Origin of the sequence: Streptomyces sp. NPDC020489 (genome assembly GCF_044386545.1) — a bacterium.
In the GTDB taxonomy this organism is placed as follows: Bacteria; Actinomycetota; Actinomycetes; order Streptomycetales; family Streptomycetaceae; genus Streptomyces.
This window is the reverse complement of the sequence record NZ_JBIRUZ010000002.1, coordinates 114088-134452: the sequence shown is the minus strand read 5'-3', so window position 1 is coordinate 134452 and position 20365 is coordinate 114088. Positions and strand designations below refer to the sequence as shown.

11 protein-coding genes and 1 pseudogene are annotated in these 20365 nt (G+C 70.5%); 4 read left to right on the top strand and 8 right to left on the bottom strand.

The features are described 5' to 3' along the window. Positions 1-393 precede the first annotated feature (393 nt). Both ACH41F_RS04715 and ACH41F_RS04710 read left to right on the top strand, forming a co-directional pair. On the top strand, positions 394-3330 hold the full coding sequence (locus tag ACH41F_RS04715; RefSeq protein ID WP_398832962.1) for a glycoside hydrolase family 3 C-terminal domain-containing protein: 2937 nt from the start codon (positions 394-396) through the stop codon (positions 3328-3330). 195 nt (positions 3331-3525) lie between these two features. Next, positions 3526-4908 (top strand): condensation protein, encoded by a 1383-nt coding sequence (locus ACH41F_RS04710; protein ID WP_398832960.1) that lies wholly within the window; start codon positions 3526-3528, stop codon positions 4906-4908. A gap of 103 nt (positions 4909-5011) precedes the next feature. Here the strand turns inward: ACH41F_RS04710 and ACH41F_RS04705 are convergent, their stop codons facing one another. The 8 genes and pseudogenes from ACH41F_RS04705 to ACH41F_RS04670 all read right to left on the bottom strand — a co-directional run bounded on the left by ACH41F_RS04705 (position 5012) and on the right by ACH41F_RS04670 (position 17342). Continuing rightward, positions 5012-6442, bottom strand: a complete 1431-nt coding sequence (locus tag ACH41F_RS04705) for a glycoside hydrolase family 43 protein (protein WP_398832957.1) — start codon at positions 6440-6442, stop codon at positions 5012-5014. A 201-nt stretch (positions 6443-6643) separates the two neighbouring features. Then, complete coding sequence (locus ACH41F_RS04700) at positions 6644-8062, bottom strand: non-reducing end alpha-L-arabinofuranosidase family hydrolase (protein ID WP_391237449.1); 1419 nt, start codon at positions 8060-8062, stop codon at positions 6644-6646. 168 nt (positions 8063-8230) lie between these two features. Continuing rightward, positions 8231-10540 (bottom strand): beta-L-arabinofuranosidase domain-containing protein, encoded by a 2310-nt coding sequence (locus ACH41F_RS04695; protein WP_398832954.1) that lies wholly within the window; start codon positions 10538-10540, stop codon positions 8231-8233. A gap of 1073 nt (positions 10541-11613) precedes the next feature. After that, positions 11614-11848, bottom strand: a pseudogene (locus tag ACH41F_RS04690) (MFS transporter); the annotation flags it as partial. Positions 11849-11853: 5 nt separating this feature from the next. After that, the gene (locus tag ACH41F_RS04685; protein ID WP_398833634.1) at positions 11854-13665 is read right to left on the bottom strand and encodes an ABC transporter permease subunit; all 1812 of its coding nucleotides are present in this window, start codon (positions 13663-13665) and stop codon (positions 11854-11856) included. 74 nt (positions 13666-13739) lie between these two features. Continuing rightward, on the bottom strand, positions 13740-15239 hold the full coding sequence (locus ACH41F_RS04680; RefSeq protein ID WP_398832951.1) for an ABC transporter substrate-binding protein: 1500 nt from the start codon (positions 15237-15239) through the stop codon (positions 13740-13742). 293 nt (positions 15240-15532) lie between these two features. After that, complete coding sequence (locus tag ACH41F_RS04675; protein WP_398832947.1) at positions 15533-16195, bottom strand: response regulator; 663 nt, start codon at positions 16193-16195, stop codon at positions 15533-15535. Then, on the bottom strand, positions 16170-17342 hold the full coding sequence (locus ACH41F_RS04670) for a sensor histidine kinase (RefSeq protein ID WP_398832945.1): 1173 nt from the start codon (positions 17340-17342) through the stop codon (positions 16170-16172). Before ACH41F_RS04670 ends, ACH41F_RS04675 begins: the two co-directional genes overlap by 26 nt. Before the next feature lie 176 nt (positions 17343-17518). Between ACH41F_RS04670 and ACH41F_RS04665 the strand changes: the two genes are divergently transcribed. Next, positions 17519-19792 (top strand): MMPL family transporter, encoded by a 2274-nt coding sequence (locus tag ACH41F_RS04665; protein ID WP_398832943.1) that lies wholly within the window; start codon positions 17519-17521, stop codon positions 19790-19792. Positions 19793-19879: 87 nt separating this feature from the next. Further along, positions 19880-20299, top strand: coding sequence for a TetR/AcrR family transcriptional regulator C-terminal domain-containing protein (locus ACH41F_RS04660; protein ID WP_398832941.1), 420 nt, complete (start codon positions 19880-19882; stop codon positions 20297-20299). Positions 20300-20365: the final 66 nt, after the last annotated feature.

Sequence of the window (20365 nt, the reverse complement as noted above, 5' to 3'; positions counted from 1 at the left end):
GGAGCCGACCGGCGGGCGGGCCGACACCGCGTCGTCCGGTGGTCTCGTGTCGACAGGGCGGGAGGATCCCGAACAGGGCGGGAGCAATCCCACTCCAGTCGACGCGCTTCGACGTTTCGGTGACAGTAAGCCCGTGTTTCCGGGGGCGACAACGGTCCGGTAAGGTCACTTTCCGGTAACAGGCACGGTCGGGGATGAGGGTGCGCTCCGCCTCCGATGCGGCTTCACCCCAGGTGAACTGCCTTTCTGGGCGAGGACTTCAAGAGGAACGTCAACGCCGAACAAGTAGCCCGCGACGATCCCGGTACCCGTGATTGACACATGACTCAGCGTCATGCCACCGTCGAAGCGCTTCGACTCCCCTTCTTCGACCTCCTGCAAGGGACTTCTCAGGTGAGTACCGCCGCCACATCCCCCGAGCCGCCCACCACCGACCTGCCGTTCCGTGACCCCGCGCTACCCCTCGCCCAGCGAGTCGACGACCTGATCTCCCGACTGACGATCGACGAGCGCATCGAGCTGCTCTACCAGCACTCGCCAGGAGTCCCGCGTCTCGGACTGGCCCCCTTCAAGACCGGTACCGAAGGGCTGCACGGCGTGTCCTGGCTGGGGCCAGCCACCGTGTTCCCGCAGGCGGTAGGCCTGGGAGCGACCTGGGACGAGGAGCTGCTGCACGAGGTCGCGACGGCCGTGGGCACCGAGGCCCGCGCCCTCCATCAGCGCCCCGCAGCCGACGGCCGCCGTCCCAGCCTCCAGATCTGGGCCCCCGTGGTGAACCTGCTGCGCGACCCCCGCTGGGGCCGCAACGAGGAGGGGTACGCGGAGGATCCGCTGCTCACCGGCCGCCTCTCCGTCAGCTTCTGCCGCGGACTGGCCGGGGGCCACCAGGTCTATCTGCGTACGGCACCGCTCCTGAAGCACTTCCTCGCCTACAACAACGAGGACGAGCGCGACATCACCTCCTCCGTGGTGCCGCCCAGGGTGTTGCACGAATACGACCTCGCCGCCTTCCGCCCGGCGATCGCGTCCGGCGCCGCCACCGGCGTCATGCCGGCCTACAACCTCATCAACGGCCGCCCCTGCCACGTCAGTCCACTGATCGAGACCGAGGTACGGCGCTGGGCCGAGCCCACCGGCCACGAGCTGTTCGTGTGCAGCGACGCCGGAGCGGTGACGAACCTCGCCGAATCGGAGCGCTACTTCGACGACCACCCCACCTCGCACGCGGCGGCGGTACGCGCCGGCGTCGACAGCATCACCGAACTGGACGAGGACGGCAGCGTCACCCTCGACCGGCTCCGCGCGGCGGTCGACCGCGGGCTGCTCACCGAGGAAGACATCGACCGCGCCGCGCGACGCCAGCTGTCGATACGGTTCCGCCTCGGCGAGTTCGATCCGGACCTCGACCCCTACGCCGGCATCCGCGACGACGTCGTGGACAGCCCCACACACCGCACGCTCGCTCTGCGTGCCGCGACCGAGTCGGTCGTGCTGCTGAAGAACGACGGCGCACTGCCGCTGTCACCGGCGCCCGGCGTGCGCGTGGCCCTCGTCGGTCCGTTGGCGGACACCCTCTTCGAGGACTGGTACAGCGGCACCATGCCGTACCGGATCACCATCGCGACCGGCCTGGAGGCGGCCCTCAAGGAGCACGGCGCCGAAGCGGTCCGCGCGGAGGGAGTCGACCGGATCACGCTGCGCGCCGCCTCCACCGGAGGCCACCTGCGCGTGCCCGCGCTCGACCCCGGCGGGCCCATGGTGGCCGGTGCGCCCTCGGACGAGCAGGAGGCGGGCGACAACGCCTGCCACGACCTGTTCGACTGGGGTGAAGGCGTGCTGACCTTCCGCAACGCGCGCACGGAACGCTACGTCACCCTCAAGGACGGCGACCTCACCCTCGCCGCCGACCAGACGCAGCCGAACGGCTGGTTCGTCCACGAGACCTTCCGGCTGGAACCCCAGCCCGACGGCACGGAACTGCTGCGCAACATCAGCAACGGCCGCTACGCCGCCGTGGACCCCGCCACCGGCCGGGTCACCCTCTCCGCCGAAGCCCCCGAACAGGCAGAACGCTGGACGCGAACGGTCGTCAGGGACGGAGTCGCCGAAGCCGTCGCGGCCGTCGCCTCGGCGGACGTCGCCGTGGTCGTCCTCGGGAACGACCCGCACATCGACGGCCGCGAGACCGAGGACCGTACGGGCATCTCGCTGCCGCCCGCGCAGGAGGCCCTGCTGCGTGCCGTCGCCGCCGAGCGCCCCGAGTCGGTGCTGGTCGTGATGAGCAGCTACCCGTACGCCGTCGACTGGGCGGACGAGCACCTGCCCGCCGTGGTGTGGACCTCCCACGGCGGGCAGGAGACGGGCCGGGCACTCGCCGCGATCCTGCTCGGCGAGGCCGAACCCTCCGGACGGCTCCCGCAGACCTGGTACCGCGGCGACGACCCGCTGCCCGGTCGCCTCGACTACGACATCATCAGCGCCGGCTGGACGTACCAGTACCACGAGGCCGCACCGCTGTATCCCTTCGGGCACGGCCTGTCCTACACCAGCTTCGCCTACTCCGACCTGCGGCTGTCCGCCCGGGAAGCCGCGCAGGACGACACCCTGACCGTGAGCGTCGAGCTCACCAACACCGGGACCCGCACGGGCACCGAGACCGTGCAGCTCTACACCCGCGCGCTCGCCGCCCGCCACTGCGCGCCCAGGCGCAGACTGACGGACTTCCGCAAGGTCTCCCTCGCCCCCGGTGAACGGCGGCGGCTGGAGTTCGAGCTGCCCGTCGAGGCCCTGGCCCACTGGTCCGTGTCAGCCGGCGCCTTCGCCGTGGACCCGGGACCGTACGAGATCCTGATCGGACACTCGGCCGAAGCCATCGCCCTCACAGCACCCCTCACCGTGACGGGGCCGGCGCTCCCCACCCGCCGTCTCGTCGGTGGACGACTGGAGGCCATCGACTTCGACGAGTGCGAGGGCGGCACGCTCGTCGACGCCAGCCGGGAGAAGGGGGAGGCGGTCACCCCGGCGACCGGCGCCACCCACTGCGCACTGCGCTACGGCTCGGTCGACCTGGGCAGCGCGGCAGACGGGCCGCGGGTCATCACGGCCGAGGTGTCGTGCGCGACGGAAGAGGACGCGGTCGTCGAGATCTACGCCGACGGCGCTGCCGGTACCTTGCTCGCCGCCCTCCACGTCCCCGCCGACACCGACGGCCGGTACGACTGGCGCACGGTCAGCGCACCGATGCCGGCGGAGGTGACCGGGGTGCACGACCTGCGTCTCGTTCTGCGGGGCGGCGTCCACCTGGCCGCGATCGCCGGTGGGACGCGGTAAGGAGCGGCACGGAGTGGTGGGCGCGGCACGAAGGCGGTTCGCTGCCGCGTTCCACACTCCGCGAGCATTGACGCACGCGGCCCGCGCCGATCTATCCTCTGCGTGAACAGGGGGCGCCCGCCCTCCGGCCGCGTCCTCGTTCCTCCGGACGGTGTGGAGGATCGGGGTCCGTACCGGAGGAGGGCCGGGGCGGGTATGCGACAGACCGCACGCCATGACGTCGTCTTCGTCGCCGGCACCGCCGGAGAACATGAACTGACCTGGTCGCAGAAGGCCCATGAGCGCGAAGGGTGCCGCCCCCATCTCCACGGACCCCGCAACAGGAACGTACGGATGGGGCGGGCACTGGACGGCCGGCCCGACATGGCCGCGGTGTTGCATGCCTTCGCCGCTGTCATGGCTCGCTTCGAGGCGCTGCGCACGCTGTATCCACGTGACGCGGACGGGCATCCGCGCGCGGTAGTCGTGGCTTCCGGCGTGCTCCAGGTCGACGAGTACGCCTCCGACGCCCCGCCGACCTTCGACGAGCTGAGCGCCTTCACCGTGCGGCTGGCCGAGCCTGGATTCGCCGCGGACGACCTGCCGTTGCGGGCCGCCGTCATCACCGTGGACGGCAGGCCCATCCATATCGCGTTGTCCTTGCACCACTTCTCGGCGGACACGACGGGCGCCCGGATCGCGGCCGAACACATAGCCCGACTGGCCGCCGATCCGGGCGCCGACCTCGGCTCGGGGTGGCAGCCGCGGCAGATCGCGAGCTTCGAAGCCAGTCCCTCGGGGCTGCGGCACGCCCATCGTGTCGACACCCATGACCGAGCCATGCTCCGCCGGTCCGCCATGCCAGAACTCCAGACGTCCCCGCGCCCCAGGGGCGGCGTCTACAACTTCGTATGCCTCGACTCGGCGGCGGTCGCCCTCGCGGCCGCCGGGCTGGCGAAGCAGTACCGGACATCCGCGACCGCCGTCCTGCAAGCCGCGTACGCGTGCACGCTCGCCGAGCATCTCGGTATCGGCACCTGTGTGTTCAACACCGTGATGCCCAACCGGCAGACCACCTTCGCCCGCGAGGCGGTGGCCCATGTCGCCGGCAGGGCCCTCGTCCCGGTGGACACGTCCCTGGGCGGCGACCGGTTCCCGGCGCTGTGCCGAGCCGTCGACGCGGCACTCGCCAGATCCTCCTCGGTCAGCCTGCGAGAGCCCGACCGCTTCGCCCGATCCTTGGAGGAGGTCTCCGCCGAACTCGGCCGCTCCGCACACAACCCGTACGTGGTCAACATCCGCCCCATAGCGCCCCGCACGCTGATCCGGGCTCGCGCGGACACGGCACCGCAGGACCTCGACCGCGCCATGGCGGCCAGCCGTTACCGACGTTTCCCCAAACGCGTCGACGCGTACTCCGGGAACCTCTCCTTCGATGTGTGGGGCATGTCCGAGACGGCCGGAATCAGTCTCGGGACGGATGCGACGACGTTCGACGCGACGGATCTCGAACAGATACTGAGGTCCTTCGAGAACCGGCTGGTCGAAGCCGCGATCAGCGGCCACGCGGCAAAGCGCGGCTCCTTCGCCGGCGCGTAGAGGCGGGGGAGACGGCACCGGGTGTGCGGCGGCGCGGGGATCGTCCAGCGCGTCAGGCTTCAGCCCCATCGGCTGCCCGGTGCGGCGTCCCTGTCGGTGCGGTTCAGTTCGTCACGCGGAAGGTGGCGTCGCTGCGCCCTGTCGCGGTGGTGATCGGGTCGAGGCGGAGTTGGTAGGCGTAGTGGCGGATGTAGCGGTCGGGGTGGTTGTACGACTGGAAGGACGACCAGCTCGCGTCGGCGAGCCCCGCGACCTGCCGGAAGGTGGCGTCCGCGGCGAACTGGGCGGTGCCGTCGTTGCGGACCAGTTGGAAGTCGTATCCGGAGTGCCGCAGGAAGTACCCGCGGTGGTTCACCGATTCGAAGGAGACGGTGCCGGAGCCCGCAAGGCCGGGCCGCAGCCGGAACTGGGCGTCCGGGCCGGTGATGTTCTGGTCGATGCGCACGTCGAAGTCGGCGTGCCGCACGTACCGGTCCTGGAAGTTGTACGACTGGAGCCGGTTGGCCGGGATGTCGCTCCAGCGTGCGAGGAGGCGGGACTCCTCGGCGGCCGTGAGGTTCAGGATCGAGCCGTGGCGCTTCTTGAGGGCGCCCATGTCGTAGCTGCCCGACGCCGGAATGCGGTAGGTCCCGGGGGCGGAGGGGTTGGTCGTCGTGACCGGCATGTACCCGCGTCCGGAGGAGTACTGGTCGAGGTAGAGCGCCCACTCCTTGCGGTCGCGGAACTGCATCCACATCGGGCCCTCGACCTGGGCGCCGGTCAGGCCGATGCCGGAGAGGTTGCCGAGATTGGTCCAGGTCCCGAGGATCGAGTTGCTGCCTTCGAGGGTGATCTGCCCGTCACCGGAGGCCCGCACATAGCGGTGGTCGCCGACGCCGGCCGGCATCTCGACGATCTGGGTGTCGATGATTTCCTGCATGCCGGGACGCTCGATGTAGATCTGCGGGGTGGTGACGGAGCGGAAGTCGCTGGTGTGGGCGGAGTAGATGCGGTGCTTCTTCACGCCGTCGACCGGCTTGTTGGTCGCCCAGTACAGGACGTAGTCGTTGGAGGCCGGGTCCCAGATCGCTTCCGGCGCCCAGGCGTTGCGTCCGTCGGGGATCGCGCCGGCGACGTTCAGCAGCCACGGTTCCGACCAGTTGATCAGGTCCGTCGACTCCCACACCACGAGGTTGCGGCTGCCGTTGTACACGGCGGCCTCCCAGTTCTGCCCGCAGCTGATGCACAGGTCGGTCGCGATGATCCAGTACTTGTCACCGTTCGGGGATCTCACCAGTGCGGGGTCGCGCACCCCCTTCGTACCGACCGTGGAGCGAAGGGCGATTCCGCCGCCGTTGAGCTCGGTCCAGTGCAGGCCGTCCGTGCTGTACGAGAAGTAGATCTGCTGACCGTTCGACCCCTCCCCGATGAAGTGCGTCATCAGGTAGCCCGGGTCGGCGGCGGCCGCCCGGTCCGGTGTGATCAAGGCTTGGCCTGTGAAGAGCAGGCACGCGGCGAGCAGTATCGCCGCCAGCCGGGCGCGAAGTGCGGACATGGATGTCTCCTGTCGTTCTGCGAGGCCGTCACCGGGCGCTGTGGAGACCGACTGATTCCGGGTGACGCATGTCTGCCAGGAGCGGTGCGCTCGCGGATTCCCGGCCGCGTCGAGCTGCCTCCGTCCCGGGAGGCACAGCGGAAGCTGCTGTGCCTCCCGGGAACGGGCAAGGTCACGAGCTGCTGGTCAGGTGCGCGCGGGTCAGCGCTGAAGGGTGAGGACACCCGGCCGGTACGGCCACTTCAAGTAGTCGGTGCCGCTCGCGGTGGCGCCCCTGCCCTGGTAGAGGAACTGCAGGTTGCAGGGGTCGATGGTCTTGGTCTGGTCGGGGTTGTTGCGGACCAGGTCACCGTGGCTGATGTCGTTGGTCCAGGTGGCGCCGCTGTTGGCCTTGCCCGCGAAGGGGCTGCTCTCGCTGCCGGCCTGGACGCTCCACGGGCCGTCCAGACTGGAGGCGGTGTAGGAGCGGAAGTAACGCCCGTTCGCGCCCCGTGCCTCGACGATCATGAGGTACTGGTTCCGGCCCTGGACCTTGTAGACCTCCGGCGCCTCGAACACCTTGTCCACGGTGTCGCTCAGGACCGTCGTGTACGACGAGCCGAAGTTGCCGGGGAAGTTCCCGATCGGCATGCGCGACTGGTAGATCTTGCCGTTGTCACCGGCGAAGAACAGGTACATGTTCTGGTCGTCGGCGATCAGGGTCTGGTCGATCGGGCCGGTGCCGGAGTTGTCGGTGCTGGGCAGGGTGCCGGTGAAGAGCGGCTGGGGCGCCGACCAGCTGTTGGGGTTGGTGGGGTCGGTCGACGTGCGGTAGTTGAAGGGCCAGCCGCCGGCCCACTGGGAGGCCATCACCCAGATGTTCTTGGGCGCGAAGTAGATCAGCGTGGGCGCCACCGCGCCCTGGCTCATGGCGGTCTGGGGGGCCGTCGCCATGTCCGACCAGTTCGTGAAGGGGCCGAAGCCCATCGAGCGCCAGTTGCTGCCGTCGGAGTACGTCCCGTAGACCAGGTGCTTGCCCTGGTACGTCACGGTGGTGAAGTCCTTCAGCGAGGCCCATCCGTTCGCCGGTTGCGCCAGCGCGCTGGTCGAGGTCCACCGGTACGTCGACGGAAGAGAACACGTGGTGCCCGACGGGGCCAGGCCGGTCCACTTCTGGTTGTTGCCGCCGTTGCACGTCGCCAGCTCCACCGCCGTGCCGTTGGCCGTGCCGGAGCCCGTGACGGCCAGGCACAGGCCGGACTCCACGCCGACGATCGTGCCGTCGGAGTTGGCCCGCCACTGCTGGTTCGTACCGCCGTTGCAGGACCAGATGACCGGACGGGTACCGGTTGTGGTGGCGTGACCCGGGACGTCCAGGCACTTGTTGCCGTACACGGTCAGCTGGTTGTTGTCCGTCAGCGTCCACTGCTGGTTCGTGCCGCTGTAACAGTCCCAGATCTGCACGTTCGTGCCGTCGGTCTGGGCGGCACCCGACACATCGAGACACCGGTTGGAAGCGACACCGCGCACGGCGCTGGTGGTGGCCGCCTCCGCGGGGTTGGCGACGACCGTCGCCGCCGACGCGACCAGGGTCGCGAGCGCCACGGACAGATGTCTGCGGCTGAAACGTACTCTGCGCAATGCGGGCCTCATTCGTCGAGTGAGCGTTTCCGGTTCAGCCCCGTCGGAGGCTGTTCGGACGTTCGGTGGGTTGCGTCTCGACCCTCTTTGTTCGCCATATCGAACGATGGTCGAAAAGTCGAGCGCGGCGGACAAGGAAGATCGACCAGGAGGTGCCTTTTCGGCGGCCTAGTTCCTCACGATGCGCCACCGGTTGTCGGCAGTGCCGTCGTCGGAGTCCTGGACCGCGAACGCGCCGACAGCGGTGGAGTTGTTGGCGATGGCGAGCAACTTGCCGCTGTTCGCGTTGCGGATCTTGTAGGTGCCGTCTCCCTGGTCGAGCAGCGTCCATCGGTGATCGGCGGTGCCGTTGTCCGACCACTGCAGGACGGTCGCGTCGTCGGCGGTGGACATGTCCTGAACGCCGAGCACCTTGCCGCTGTGGGCATTGCGGAAGCGGAACCCGTCACCGTCGGTGATCATCTGCCAGTCGTGATCGGCGGTGCCGTTGTCCGACCACAGCAGAGCGCGGCCGCCGTCGGCCGTGGACATGTTCTGGATGCCCAGCAGGAGACCGCTGGCCACGTTGACCAGATGGAAGGTGCCGCCGGCGTTCCAGTAGACGGTGTAGTTGTGGCCGTGCGCGTCGTGGAACGGGCCCAGGTTGACGGTGGAGCCGTTGGCGGTGGCGGTGAAGGCGAGCGAACTGCTGCTGGTGCGTGTGATCGAGGACGTGTTCAGCGTCGGCAGGGAACTGAGCGCGGTGTCGCCGTAGTTGCCGGACAGGACGACCGGGCCGTAGGTGACTGCGGCGACGTTCCTGTTGTCGTTGGCCGCCTGCATGACGACCCGCATGGGCAGGCGGACGGTGACCGTGTCGCCGGACGTCCACGAGCGGTTCAGGGTGGCGTAGCTGCCTGGGTCGGTGGCGATGTTCTGTGCGACGCCGTTGACGCTGATGGTGGCCCCGGTCGTCCAGCTCGGGATGCGGATGCGCATCGCCCAGGTTCCGCTGAGACTGCCGGTGACCTTCAGGGTCGTGGTGTCGCTGACGGGGTACGTCGTGGTCTGGGTGACCGTGATGCCGCGCTCCGACCAGGTGAGCACCGACGGCACGAACAGGTTCACGATGAGGGTGTTGTCACTGCGGAAGTAGATGGAGTCCATCAGCCTGGTGTGCATCTCCAGGCCCGTGCCCTGGCAGCACCAGAAGGTGCCGTAGTCGGTGCTCCAGGTGCCGCCGCCCCACGCCGGGCCCACACCGCGTCGGCCTCCCGGGTTCAGCGGGGTGAAGTAGGTGACATGGCCGTGGCTGTCGGCCGGGTTCTGCTGGCCGATCATCTGGTTCAGCCACGCCCGCTCGTAGTAGTCGAACAGCGCGGCCCGGTTGGGATCCAGCGCGTACAACTCCCGGGTGAGGGTGAGCATGTTGAAGGTGTTGCAGCTTTCGCAGGTGTCCTTGTTCAGATAACCGGCGATGGCGTTCGGGGCACGGAAGTGCTCCGCCTGGCTGTTGCCGCCGATGGCGTAGGTGTGCGCGCCGACGGTGATGTTCCAGGCGTTGGTGGCGATGTCCCGGTATCGGGTCGTGCCGGTGGCCTTGTACTCCCGGGCGGCCCCGATCCACTTGGGAACCTGGGTATTGGCGTGCAGTCCGCTGAGCTTGTCCTGGTTGGCGGCGAGCGGGTCGAACACCGCGGCGTGGTCGAACCGTTGGGCGACGGTGAGCCATCGCGCGTTGCCTGTCTGCTGGTAGAGGTCGGTCAGCACGGTGTTCATGCCGCCGAACTCGGTCTGCAGCATGGCCTGCATCTGCTGGCCGCTCAGCCGGCCGGTACGCCAGTCGACCCATCCGGCCAGGGCGAGCAGCACGTCCCGGGCCTGCGTGCTGCCGATGAGGCGCCACACGTCTAACAGGCCGGCAAGCGTCTTGTGGATGGTGTAGTACGGCACATTGCCGTTGCTCAGGGTCCGCTGCTCCAGAGCGGTGAAGTCGGACTCGGGGTAGCCGGAGAGGTACCCGGTGTTGAACCCGGCGGCGTTGTTGTTGGCCTGGCACTTGGCCAGCTCCGCGACCATGTAGGTGGCCTTGTCGCGGCAGACGGTGTCCCCGGTCACGGCGTACAGCTGAGCCCAGGCCGTGAGGAAGTGGCCTTGTACGTGGGTGCGGAAGGGGAAGTCCGGCGCGTCCCAACCGCCGGTGGTAGCAGCGCCGTTGGTGGAGAGCCGGTGGTTGGCGCGGAAGTTGTACAGCAGCCGGTCGACGTCGACGAACCGCAGGTAGTTCTGCGTTCGGTTCTGGTTGTCCAGCCACCGGCTCGCGGTGAGCCGGACCTGACCGAGCTCGAAGGGGTGCGCCGAGACCCCTATGTCGGCCCGTGCGGGAGGAACGGTCGCCGCGTAGGCGGGAGATGCGCCCATGAGGGATCCCGTGGCAGATGCGGCGACCGTGGCCCCGGCTGCTTGCAGCAGGCGCCGTCTGCTGATGAAGGAAGACATCTTGCACCTTTCGATGACGAGAGAGCGTTTGTCCCAGGTGGCGCGCAGCCCCACGGCGTTCTGCGTGATCGCCGGACCGTGGGTCAGAGGGGCGGCGGCGTTGTCCGCGCACGAACGCCTTCAACCAAAGGTGGCTGGCGCGCTCGGTCAACGACCAATGGCCCGGGCGGGGCTGGTAGTTCCACCCGCACTGCGGCCGATGGCGGGTGTCGTTGAGCAGGTCGGTGGTCACCACGGTGGAGGCTGTCCGCGGCCACCTCGCCCAGGATCGGCCGACCGCCCACTCGGGTCACCGGCAGCGCTGGCGACCCGGCGTCGACCGCGGTGAGCCGGCCGAGCTGTCGTCTGGTGACGTCCAAGAACCGTCCCCTTCCAGAAGTCATCGCGTGGACGGGCGATTTGCCCACGCGAGACATCGCCTGGACTTCGAGGGCGCCGAAGCCCGGTGTCCCGGCTGTGGAGTTGAGGAAGGGGGCGCGTCTGGAAGGCGCGTGATTCTGGGCATGGGGGGTGGGTTCCTTCCGGAGGCGGGACCGCTCTCGCACCGTGAATGACTGATATTTCGAACGTGGGTCGACTTACCGGACGGGGTTGGCGCTGAACGTAGAGGGTGTCCCGTTCGGAAGTCAACGTGTGTGACAGCGCGGTTTCTCGACATTCGGGCGGCGGAGAAACGCGCCGGGCGATACTCGCCGGAAACATTGACGGAACGGAGGCCCAAACTTATCTTCTGCTCGAAGTTCCGCACGTTGATCGTGATTTCGGACAGTTGCATTTGTCGTCACGTCGATCAGCTCAGCGGACTGGCCGAGCCCGGAGGAAGAGCTGAGCAGAACCGCAAGAACGCTGCTCGCCCTGCTGGACCCGCTGCTGCCGGCCCGATTAGGGCAGCCGTCCGGATGGTGACCGGAATCGGCATGGGCGCCGGGTACGTCGGAGCGCAGTGGGTCAGCAGGTTCCGAACCTCGCCGGGCCGAGCGACCTCCTACAGATCTGGACGAACAACGACGGGACAGCGCGCCGGTGTAATGGCCGAGTCGGCCGTCCGCGGCGAGGTCGGGTACCCAGGCGCGGCCGACCAGGACGACGGGGCGTACGCCGTACCGGTCGACGAGCCAGCCGCCGACTGTGAACAGGCCCTGCTGGCTGAAGGTGCGCAGCCCGAGGACGACGCCGACCAGCCAGCTGCTTGGCGAGGAAGGGCAAGGCGGCGTAGAAGCCGGGCCTTGGTTCCTCCCTCCTGGGTGTGTCGTCCTCGGGCGTACGGGCGGCTCGGCGGGCCAGGACGCGGGAGATCAGATCTGGCACGGGGCTTATTCGGAAGAGGCGGGCACCAGGAGTGTGTCGGGGCGGCTCGGCTGCTCAGGCGCGGGTACGGCCCTCTCGGCCTCGCCGGGCGTTCCGAAGGGGCGTACGCGCCGCTTCCGTCGCCGGGGCAGTCGTATGCCGCCCGCGGCGGTCACCGCGAGGGCGCCCAGCAGGGCGAGGACGGCGGCCGGGAAGAGGACCGCCCACGGGGCGCGTTCGGCGTAGGGCTGGTTCTCGGCGAGCAGCAGGCCCCACTCCGGGGACGGCGGCTGGGCGCCCAGGCCGAGGAAGCCGAGGGCGGCCAGGGCCAGGGCGACGCCGGGAAGCCGGAGCAGGGCGTGCCGGGTGACCGGTGACAGGACGGCGGGCAGCAGTTCGTGGCAGAGGAGGTACCAGCGTCCGGCGCCAAGCGCCCGGGTGGCGGTCAGGTGGGCGGTGGCGCGCTCCTGCTGGAGGAGAGCGGAGGTGTGGGTGGCGAGGGGTGCCCAGGCGACGACGGCCACCGCGAACGCCGGGGTCCAGGGGCCGCTGCCCGCGATGCCGGTGACGAGGAGGCCGGCCGGCACGGCGGGTACGGCGTTGACCGTGTCGACGAGCGGGGCGGACAGCCGGGGGAGCAGTCCCAGCAGCACGCCGACCACGAGCGCGGTCACACTCACCGCCAGGGCGATGGCGAGGGTGTCCAACGCCCCGTGCGCGATACGGGCCAGCAGATCCCGGCCGAGTGAGTCCGTGCCGAACGGGTGCGCGGCGGACGGGGCCTGGAGCCGGGCGCCGGTGTTCAGGGTGAGCGGGTCGCGCGGCAGGCCGAGGCCGATGACCGTGAGGAGCAGAGCCCCGTACAGCAGGGGCAGGATCCGGGGCGCGGGCGGGGTGGGCCGGTGCAGGGAGTGCAGGGCGCCGTCGCGCAGCGCCGGCCCGATCAGCCACCGGGCCGCGAGCCGGGCGAGGAGCCCGGCGGTCGCCGCGAGGAGCACCAGGGCGAGCGTGCCGGTCTGGAGGACGGGCAGGTCCTGGGCGAGGGCGGCCTGAAGCGTGAGCCGGCCGAGCCCCGGGATGTCGAAGATCTGCTCGACGGCGACCGATCCGCCGGTCAGGCCGACCACGAACAGCCCCAGGCTGGGCAGGAGTCCGGGCACGCACCGGCGCACGGCCTGCCGGACCACGGACTTGGGCGGCACGCCGCGCGCGGCGGCGGCCAGCGCCCACGGCTCGGCGAACGCGCAGGGCAGCAGGTCGTCCAGCATCCGTCCCAGCACGGCTCCGGCGGGCAGGCCCAGGGCGAGCGAGGGCAGCACCATCCATTGCGGCCCGTACCAGCCCAGCGCCGGCAGCCAGCCCAGTTGCACGCCGATCACCGAGGCCAGCACGGAGGCGAGGAGGAATTCGGGCAGTGCGGCCAGGACGGCCGTCGCGGTACCTCCGGGTGTGCGGTCGCCGAGTTGCCGGCGGGAGCCGAGTCGCAAGGTGCGCGTGCAGACCGCCGCGGCCGTGGCGACGGCGACCGCGATGGCTCCGGCCATCAGCATCAGGGAGACACCGAGGGCCTGTGCGACGTCGGGCAGCACCTCGCTGCCGGAGACCCACGAGGTGCCGGCGTCCCCGTGCAGCAGGCCGCCCAGCCAGCGCCCCAGCAGTGGCAACGGGCCGTCACCCAGACCGAGTTGGTCCCGGATGGTCCGCAGTGTCTCGGGCGCCGGGTCGCGCTCGGCCGAGCGGGCTCTGAGCACGGTCAGCGCGGGGTCGGTGCGCGACAGCCAGGGCAGCAGGCCGATCCCGCACACCAGGGCGGCCGTGAGGGCGGCCCGCCACAGCAGCGCCGGGCCGCCGCTGCGCGCGAGGGCGCGCAGGGCGGCACCGATACCGCTGGTCACGGTGGTGTTGGAGCTGTTCAGCGCCGGGTCCCCGTTCCGATGAGGGAGCGCTCGTACGGGTCGAGGAGCGCGCCCTGCACGGACTTGGCCATGCCTGTGACCAGCTTCAGATGCACCAGCGGGATCACCGCGTCCGTGCCGAGGATGGCGGCCTCCGCCGTGAGCGCGGCGTCCTGCCGCTTGGCGGTGTCGGACGTGGCCTGGGCGGCGGTGACCAGCTTGTCGACGTTCTTGTCGCACAGGAACGACAGGTTGTTGGAGCCGTCGCAGGTGTAGTCGCTGCCCAGGACGGTGACCGGGTCGCCGGTGTCCAGCATCATGTTGCGGCCGTAGACGACGGCGTCGAACTTCCCGGCCATCATGTCGCCTTCGAGGCGAGCGTAGGTACGCACCTCGAGCTTCACCTTGAAACCGGCCTTGTTCAGCTGCTGCTGGAGCACCTGGGCCACCTCCGGCATCTCGGGCCGGTCGGTGTAGGTGGCGATGGTGATGCTCTTGCCGTTGGGGTCGGTCGCCTTCGCCCGCCCGGTCGGCTCGGTCCGCTTGCCGGCCGCCCAGGGGAGGGCCGGCCCGTAGAGGCCCTGGGCGGGGACGGCGTACCCCTCGTAGGCGCCCTTGGCGATGACCGAGGTGTCGATCGCCTCGCGTGCGGCGGCCCGCAGTCCCGCATCGGTGAAGGTGCCGGACGTGGTGTTGAGGTACAGGCTGGTGTTGCGGGCGGTGTTGATCTCGTGGACGGTGCCCTTGTCCAAGGAGGCGACCTGGGCGAAGGGCAGGGACTCGGCGATGTCGACATCCCCGGTGCGCAGGGCGTTGGCGCGGGCGGTGCCGTCCGAGACGAACTTCGCGTCGACGCCGGACGCTTGGGCGCGTCCGCCCCAGTAGTCGTCGTACCGGTCGAGGGTGGCCGCGGTGGCACCGGTGACCTTGGTGAGTTCGAAGGGGCCGGTGGCGGTACCGAGCACGTTCACCGTGCCGTTCTTCCGGTACGCGTTGGGGGCGAACACCGCTAGGGACGGGTTGGACAGCCGCAGGGGCAGTACGGGGTCGGCCTCGGCGGTGTCGACACGGACCCGCTTCTTGCCGACGGCCTCGACGGTGAGCTTCACGCCGGAGATCGCGGAGGGGGCCGGGTCGGCCTTGCCGGCGGCGGTGAGGGCGGCGGCGACGGCCTTCGCGGTGACGGCCTCGCCGTCCTGGAACTTCGTCTCCCGCAGGGTGAACACCCAGCTCTTGCCGCCGCTTTCGCTGCTCCAGGACTCAGCGAGCGCGGGGACGGCGGTGCCGTTGGCGTCCAGCTTCGTGAGCCCCTCGGCGACGCCCAGCCGGGCAAGGAGCATGGCGTCCTGCCCGAACGGCCGGTAGTTCTCGGTGGGACCGAAGGCGAGGGCGACGCGCAGGCGTGCGCCGTCGGCGGAGCCCGCGGACGAGGAGTCGTCGCCGGAGGAGGCGAAGCAGCCGGAGAGCAGGGGGGTGAGCAGCAGGCCGGCTATCAGCCGACGGCGGGGAGTTCTCATGGTCCTCGTCGTTCTGTGTGGTGGTTCTGCGTGCGGTCGTTCCAGGTCCGGCACCGGAGGGAAGTATATGAATATCATTTTCGTTTAGACAACAGGGATCTCGCACGACGCGCTCCCGCCATGGATCCATCGCACTGGGCGAGTGCAGACACGGGTGGAGACGCGCATGCCGGTGTCCGCCGTCCGCCCTCGCGAACTCCCTCAGAGCTGCGCCGAGTTGCCGGGGCAGTCAGTCCGCGCCGCCGCTGCTCGGGCCACGGGCACACTCGCGGCGACTTCGGCCGGGCGGCGGCTCAGGTTCCGGGGAGGATGCGGCGCGTTTCGTAGGCCCACATCGCGATCTCGACCCGGTTACGGGCGCCGAGTTTGGCCATCAGGCTGGCCAGATGTGTCTTCACCGTGCTGAGGCTGATGTGCAGTGCGTCGGCGATCTCGGTGTTGGTCAGACCGCGGGCCACGGCGAGGAGGACTTGCTCCTCGCGGGCGGTGACGGGGGAGACCGGTTGGGTTGTGCGTCGGCCGGTGGGCAGGTCCGCGAACGTTTGGAGGAGGCGGACGGTGACGCTGGGCGCGATGAGCGCCTCACCGTCGGACGCTGACCGTACGGCCTGGGCCAGCAGGTCCGGTCCCGTGTCCTTGAGGAGGAATCCGCGGGCGCCGGCTCGCAGTGAGCCGTAGACGTACTCGTCGAGGTCGAAGGTGGTGATGACGACGACGGCCAGCGGGTCGGCGACGCCCGGGCCGGCGAGCAGGCGGGTGGCCTCGAGCCCGTCGAGTGCGGGCATGCGGATGTCGAACAGGCAGACGTCGGGGCGCAGTTCGCGGGCCAGGCGTACCGCTTCCCGTCCGTCGGCGGCTTCGCCGACCACCTCGATGCCGGGCTGGGCGTTCAGCATGATCCGCAGCCCGTTGCGGATGATCGTCTGGTCGTCAGCGACGAGGACGCGAATGGGCATCGCTCTCGCTCCTCGCTCTGGGCAGTTCGGCTTCGACATGCCAGCCCCGGTCGGTTTCCGGGCCGGCTCGTAGTGTGCCGCCGAGCAGGGTCGCGCGCTCGCGCAGTCCGGTGAGTCCGTATCCGTCGCGGCCCCGGCTGGTGCGCCGGCCGTTGTCGCGCACGCTCACCCGTACCGTGTGCCGTTCCGCGGCGACCCGGACGACGAGCTCGGTCGCATCGAGCGCATGGCGCAGCGAGTTGGTCACCGACTCCTGCACGATCCGGTAGACGGCCGCGTCCACAGCCGGGGGCAGCGCGTCCAGTTCGCCGTCGAGCCCCAGGTCGACCCTGAGGCGACCGCCTGGGGTGCGCACCAGGCGCTCCAGATCCGCGACTCCGGCAGGGGGTGCCAGTTCGGCGCCGAGCCCGCGGTCGCGCAGCGCGGCGACCATGGCGCGCATCTCCTCCAGCGTGCGCGCCCCTTCCTCCTCGACCCCCTCCAGCGCCTCGACGGCGGCGGACGGGTCGGTGTCCGCGAGCACCCGGCCCGCCTGGGCGATGATCACCATGGCCGACACGTGGTGGGCCACGGTGTCGTGCAGTTCCCGGGCGAGCTGCTCGCGCTCGCGGGAGCGCACCTGCTCCACCTGCCGCTCGCGAGCGGTCACCCAGAACCGCACGGCGGCCCCGACCACGCCGGGCAGCAGCAGGAAGACCAGGCCCACGACGTTTTCGACGACCGGGGTCTCGTCCGTGACGGAACACAGCGCGCCGACCGCGAGGATCACCACGCCGCCCAGCACGATCTCGCGTCCCGATCCCCACCGGGGCAGCGCGTACACCAGCACGAGCACGATCGCGCCGGTGTACAGGCCGACGGGCTCGCGCGGTGCGGCGACGAGCGAGGCCGCCTGAAGCAGGACCACCGAGCCGAACGCCAGCGTCACCATCGTCAGCGGGCGGGTCCGGCGCCACAGGGGCAGCAGGCACAGCCATACGGCGAACACCACCGCCATCGGCCGCCACACGACGTTCTCGCGCAGGGCGGCCTCCAGCGCCACCCCGGCAAGGCCCGCGGCGAGCAGCGCCCAGTCCCGCCGGACCCGGGCGGGCGCGTCGGGTGGCCGGGGTTCGGTCCACAGGGTTCGCAGGTCGTCTCGGAGCACGGTTCTCAGCCTAGGGACCACGGCGTGCCGCGCATCGGCCGAAAGGACGGGTCGTCTCTCCGACTTGGGGGCGAGGGATCCGCGGCCCGGGGGCCGATGTCGCGCGGCGCCATGGCGGCGAGTCTCGGCTTCGACGGCCGTGCAAGGACGGCCGACGAGGTGGTTGGAGGACCCCGATGCTCTCGAATGCCCTGCTGCGCCTGGGCGCAGGCGCCGCCCGTCATCCCTGGCGGGTGATCGCGGCATGGCTGATCGCCGCCACGCTCGCCGTCCTCGCCGCCGTCGCCTTCGGCGGGCGCACCGCGGACTCGATGACCGCTCCGGGACTGGACTCCGGGCGGGCCGCGGAACTGATCGAGCGGGCAGGCACCGGCGAGGAGGGGATGACCGCCCAAGTGGTCCTCACCCCTCTCGACGACGGTGCGACGTTCTTCGACGACGACGACGGCGCGCGCACCGCACTCACGCGGCTGCGGGCCGAGGTGAAGCGGCTGCCGGACGTGCTCGGCACGAGCGACCCGGCGGGGGCGCTCGAGGCGGGCGGGGACTCCGCCGTGCGCGGCGGCCTCGTCTCGGCCGACGGGCGGATCGCGGTCGTCCGGGTGCAGTACCCCGACCAGAGTCGGCTGTCGGCCGAAGACCTCGACGCCCTCGTCGATCTCGGTGAACGGCTGCGCGCCGAGCTGCCGTTGCGCATCGAGATGGGCGGGAGTCTCTTCTACGCCTTCTCCGACTCCGGCGGTGGCGCGAGTGAGCTGATCGGCCTCCTCGCGGCGGCCGCGATCCTGTTCCTGGCGTTCGGTTCGCTCGTCGCCGCCGCGCTGCCGGTCGGCATGGCGGTCTTCGGGCTGACCGTCGGGGTCGCCACGATGACGCTGCTGGCGGGGGTGACGGAGGTCCCCACCTTCGCGCCGGTCCTGGGCAGCATGGTCGGGCTGGGAGTGGGCATCGACTACGCGCTGTTCGTGCTCGCCCGGCATCGGGAGTACCTCGCGTGCGGGCTCGATCCGCAGGCGGCGGCCGGACGAGCGGTGGCCACGGCGGGGCGGCCGGTGGTCTTCGCCGGCGGCACCGTCGTCGTGTCGATCCTCGGTCTGGCGGTCGCGAACGTGCCGTTCATGACGGTGGGCGGGATGGCCGTCTCGATCGTGGTCCTGACGATGGTGCTCGCGTCGGTGACGCTGCTGCCGGCCTTCCTCGGCGCGGCGGGCCCGCGACTGGGCCGGACCGGCCGGATCGGCCGGGCTCTGCGCACCAGGAAGTCGGGCCTGCGCGCACGGCGGCCGGGCCCGGCGGCCGGCTCCGCTCCCGCCGCCGGTTGGCGGCGCTGGATCGGGCACGTCAACCGGCACCCGGTGCTGTACGCGGTCGGCGCGGCGACGCTGCTGCTGACCGCGACGCTGCCCGTGCTCGGCCTGCGCGTCGGCCTGCCCGACGACGGCTCACTGCCGCAGAGCCGTACCGAGCGCCGCGCCTACGACCTCGTCGCCGAGGGATTCGGCCCGGGCACCAACGGTCCCCTCGTCATCGCCGCGGACCCTGCCGGCGATCCGGGAGCGCTGGACCGACTCGTCGGGGCGGTCTCGGCGGATCCGGGCATCGCCTCCGTCGCGCCGGCGCACATCGATCGGGCCACCGGCATCGCGACCCTCGTGGTGTTCCCGACCACCAGCCCGCAGGACAAGGCCACGGCCGACACCATCGCCCGGCTGCGCACCGACGTGCTGCCGGCGGCGATCGGGCACGGCCCGGCCAGGGCCCACGTCGGCGGCGCCGCGGCGAGCCTGTCCGACGTGGGCCAACGCACCAGCGAACGTCTGCCGATGTTCGTCGCCGCCGTGCTGGCGATGTCGTTCCTGCTGCTGATGCTGGTCTTCCGCTCGGTCGTCGTACCGCTCAAGGCGGTACTGCTGAATCTGCTGAGCATCGGCGCGGCCTACGGCATCATGGTCGCGGTCTTCCAGTGGGGCTGGGCAGGCGCACTCATCGGGTTGGAAGCGACGGTTCCGATCGTGTCGTTCATCCCGATGTTCCTCTTCGCCATCCTGTTCGGCCTGTCGATGGACTACGAGGTGTTCCTCCTGTCCCGCGTACGCGAGGAGTACCTGCGCACCGGCGACAACGGCACGGCGATCGTCGAGGGCGTCTCGCGCACCGCCCGGATCATCACCTCGGCCGCCTCCATCATGGTGGCGGTCTTCCTGTCCTTCGCCGTCGCCGAGGACCCCTCCACCAAGATGTTCGGGCTCGGCCTGGCCACCGCGATCTTCATCGACGCCACGGTCGTCCGCATGGTGCTGGTACCGGCGACCATGACACTCCTCGGGAGGAGCAACTGGTGGCTGCCGAAGTGGCTGGACCGGATGCTTCCCCGTGGCCCGGTCGGCGCCGACGACACCGACGCGCAATCCCCGGGTGAGGTTCCGCGGGCCCGGCTGGTCGACCGCTGACTCGGCTCCTGCCAGTCCTCGGCGTCTGGCACCTGGGTCGCGTCGTGTTCCGGGCTTCTACCGCCAGTGACATCGCGTGTCCATCCGATGGAGCGCCGGTCAGGAGCGGTGCGGGCGGTCGCACACACCATGTTCGACGCCTTGTCCCGACACCGGAACGCCGCGCGCCCGCTGGTTGAACAGATCCCCCTGGGGCCGAACGCCATGGCCCTGCGCGAGCGCTGCGCCGCGGTGCTGCTCGACAGCGGCCTCCCGCCCCGGGGGCCACCCGCGCGTACGCGAGCCTCACCCTCCATGTTCTCCGGATTCGCCGTACAGGCCGACGGGCACGGCACCGCGGGGCCGGAGGGCGAACAGCAGGCCGGCGTCTTTGCGAGCGGGGATCCGGCCCTGTACCCCGCGACTCTCACTGTCGCCACGTCGTTGCCCGTTCCGATCGAGGACGAGTTCTCCTTCGGCCTCGGCCTGCTCATCAGCGGGCTGGAGCGTCTGGGTGACGACGCCTGAGCGCGCTGGAGGCGTGAACCGACCGATGGCGGAGCATTCCTGCGGGCTGCCTGCCAGGCGGCCGGC

Bases quoted from the DNA above. Each gene is read 5' to 3' on its own strand.
- ACH41F_RS04710 (WP_398832960.1), top strand. From the start codon at position 3,526: ATGCGACAGACCGCACGCCATGACGTCGTCTTCGTCGCCGGCACCGCC.
- ACH41F_RS04705 (WP_398832957.1), bottom strand. From the start codon at position 6,442: ATGTCCGCACTTCGCGCCCGGCTGGCGGCGATACTGCTCGCCGCGTGC.
- ACH41F_RS04695 (WP_398832954.1), bottom strand. From the start codon at position 10,540: ATGTCTTCCTTCATCAGCAGACGGCGCCTGCTGCAAGCAGCCGGGGCC.
- ACH41F_RS04680 (WP_398832951.1), bottom strand. From the start codon at position 15,239: ATGAGAACTCCCCGCCGTCGGCTGATAGCCGGCCTGCTGCTCACCCCC.
- ACH41F_RS04675 (WP_398832947.1), bottom strand. From the start codon at position 16,195: ATGCCCATTCGCGTCCTCGTCGCTGACGACCAGACGATCATCCGCAAC.
- ACH41F_RS04665 (WP_398832943.1), top strand. From the start codon at position 17,519: ATGCTCTCGAATGCCCTGCTGCGCCTGGGCGCAGGCGCCGCCCGTCAT.
- ACH41F_RS04660 (WP_398832941.1), top strand. From the start codon at position 19,880: ATGGAGCGCCGGTCAGGAGCGGTGCGGGCGGTCGCACACACCATGTTC.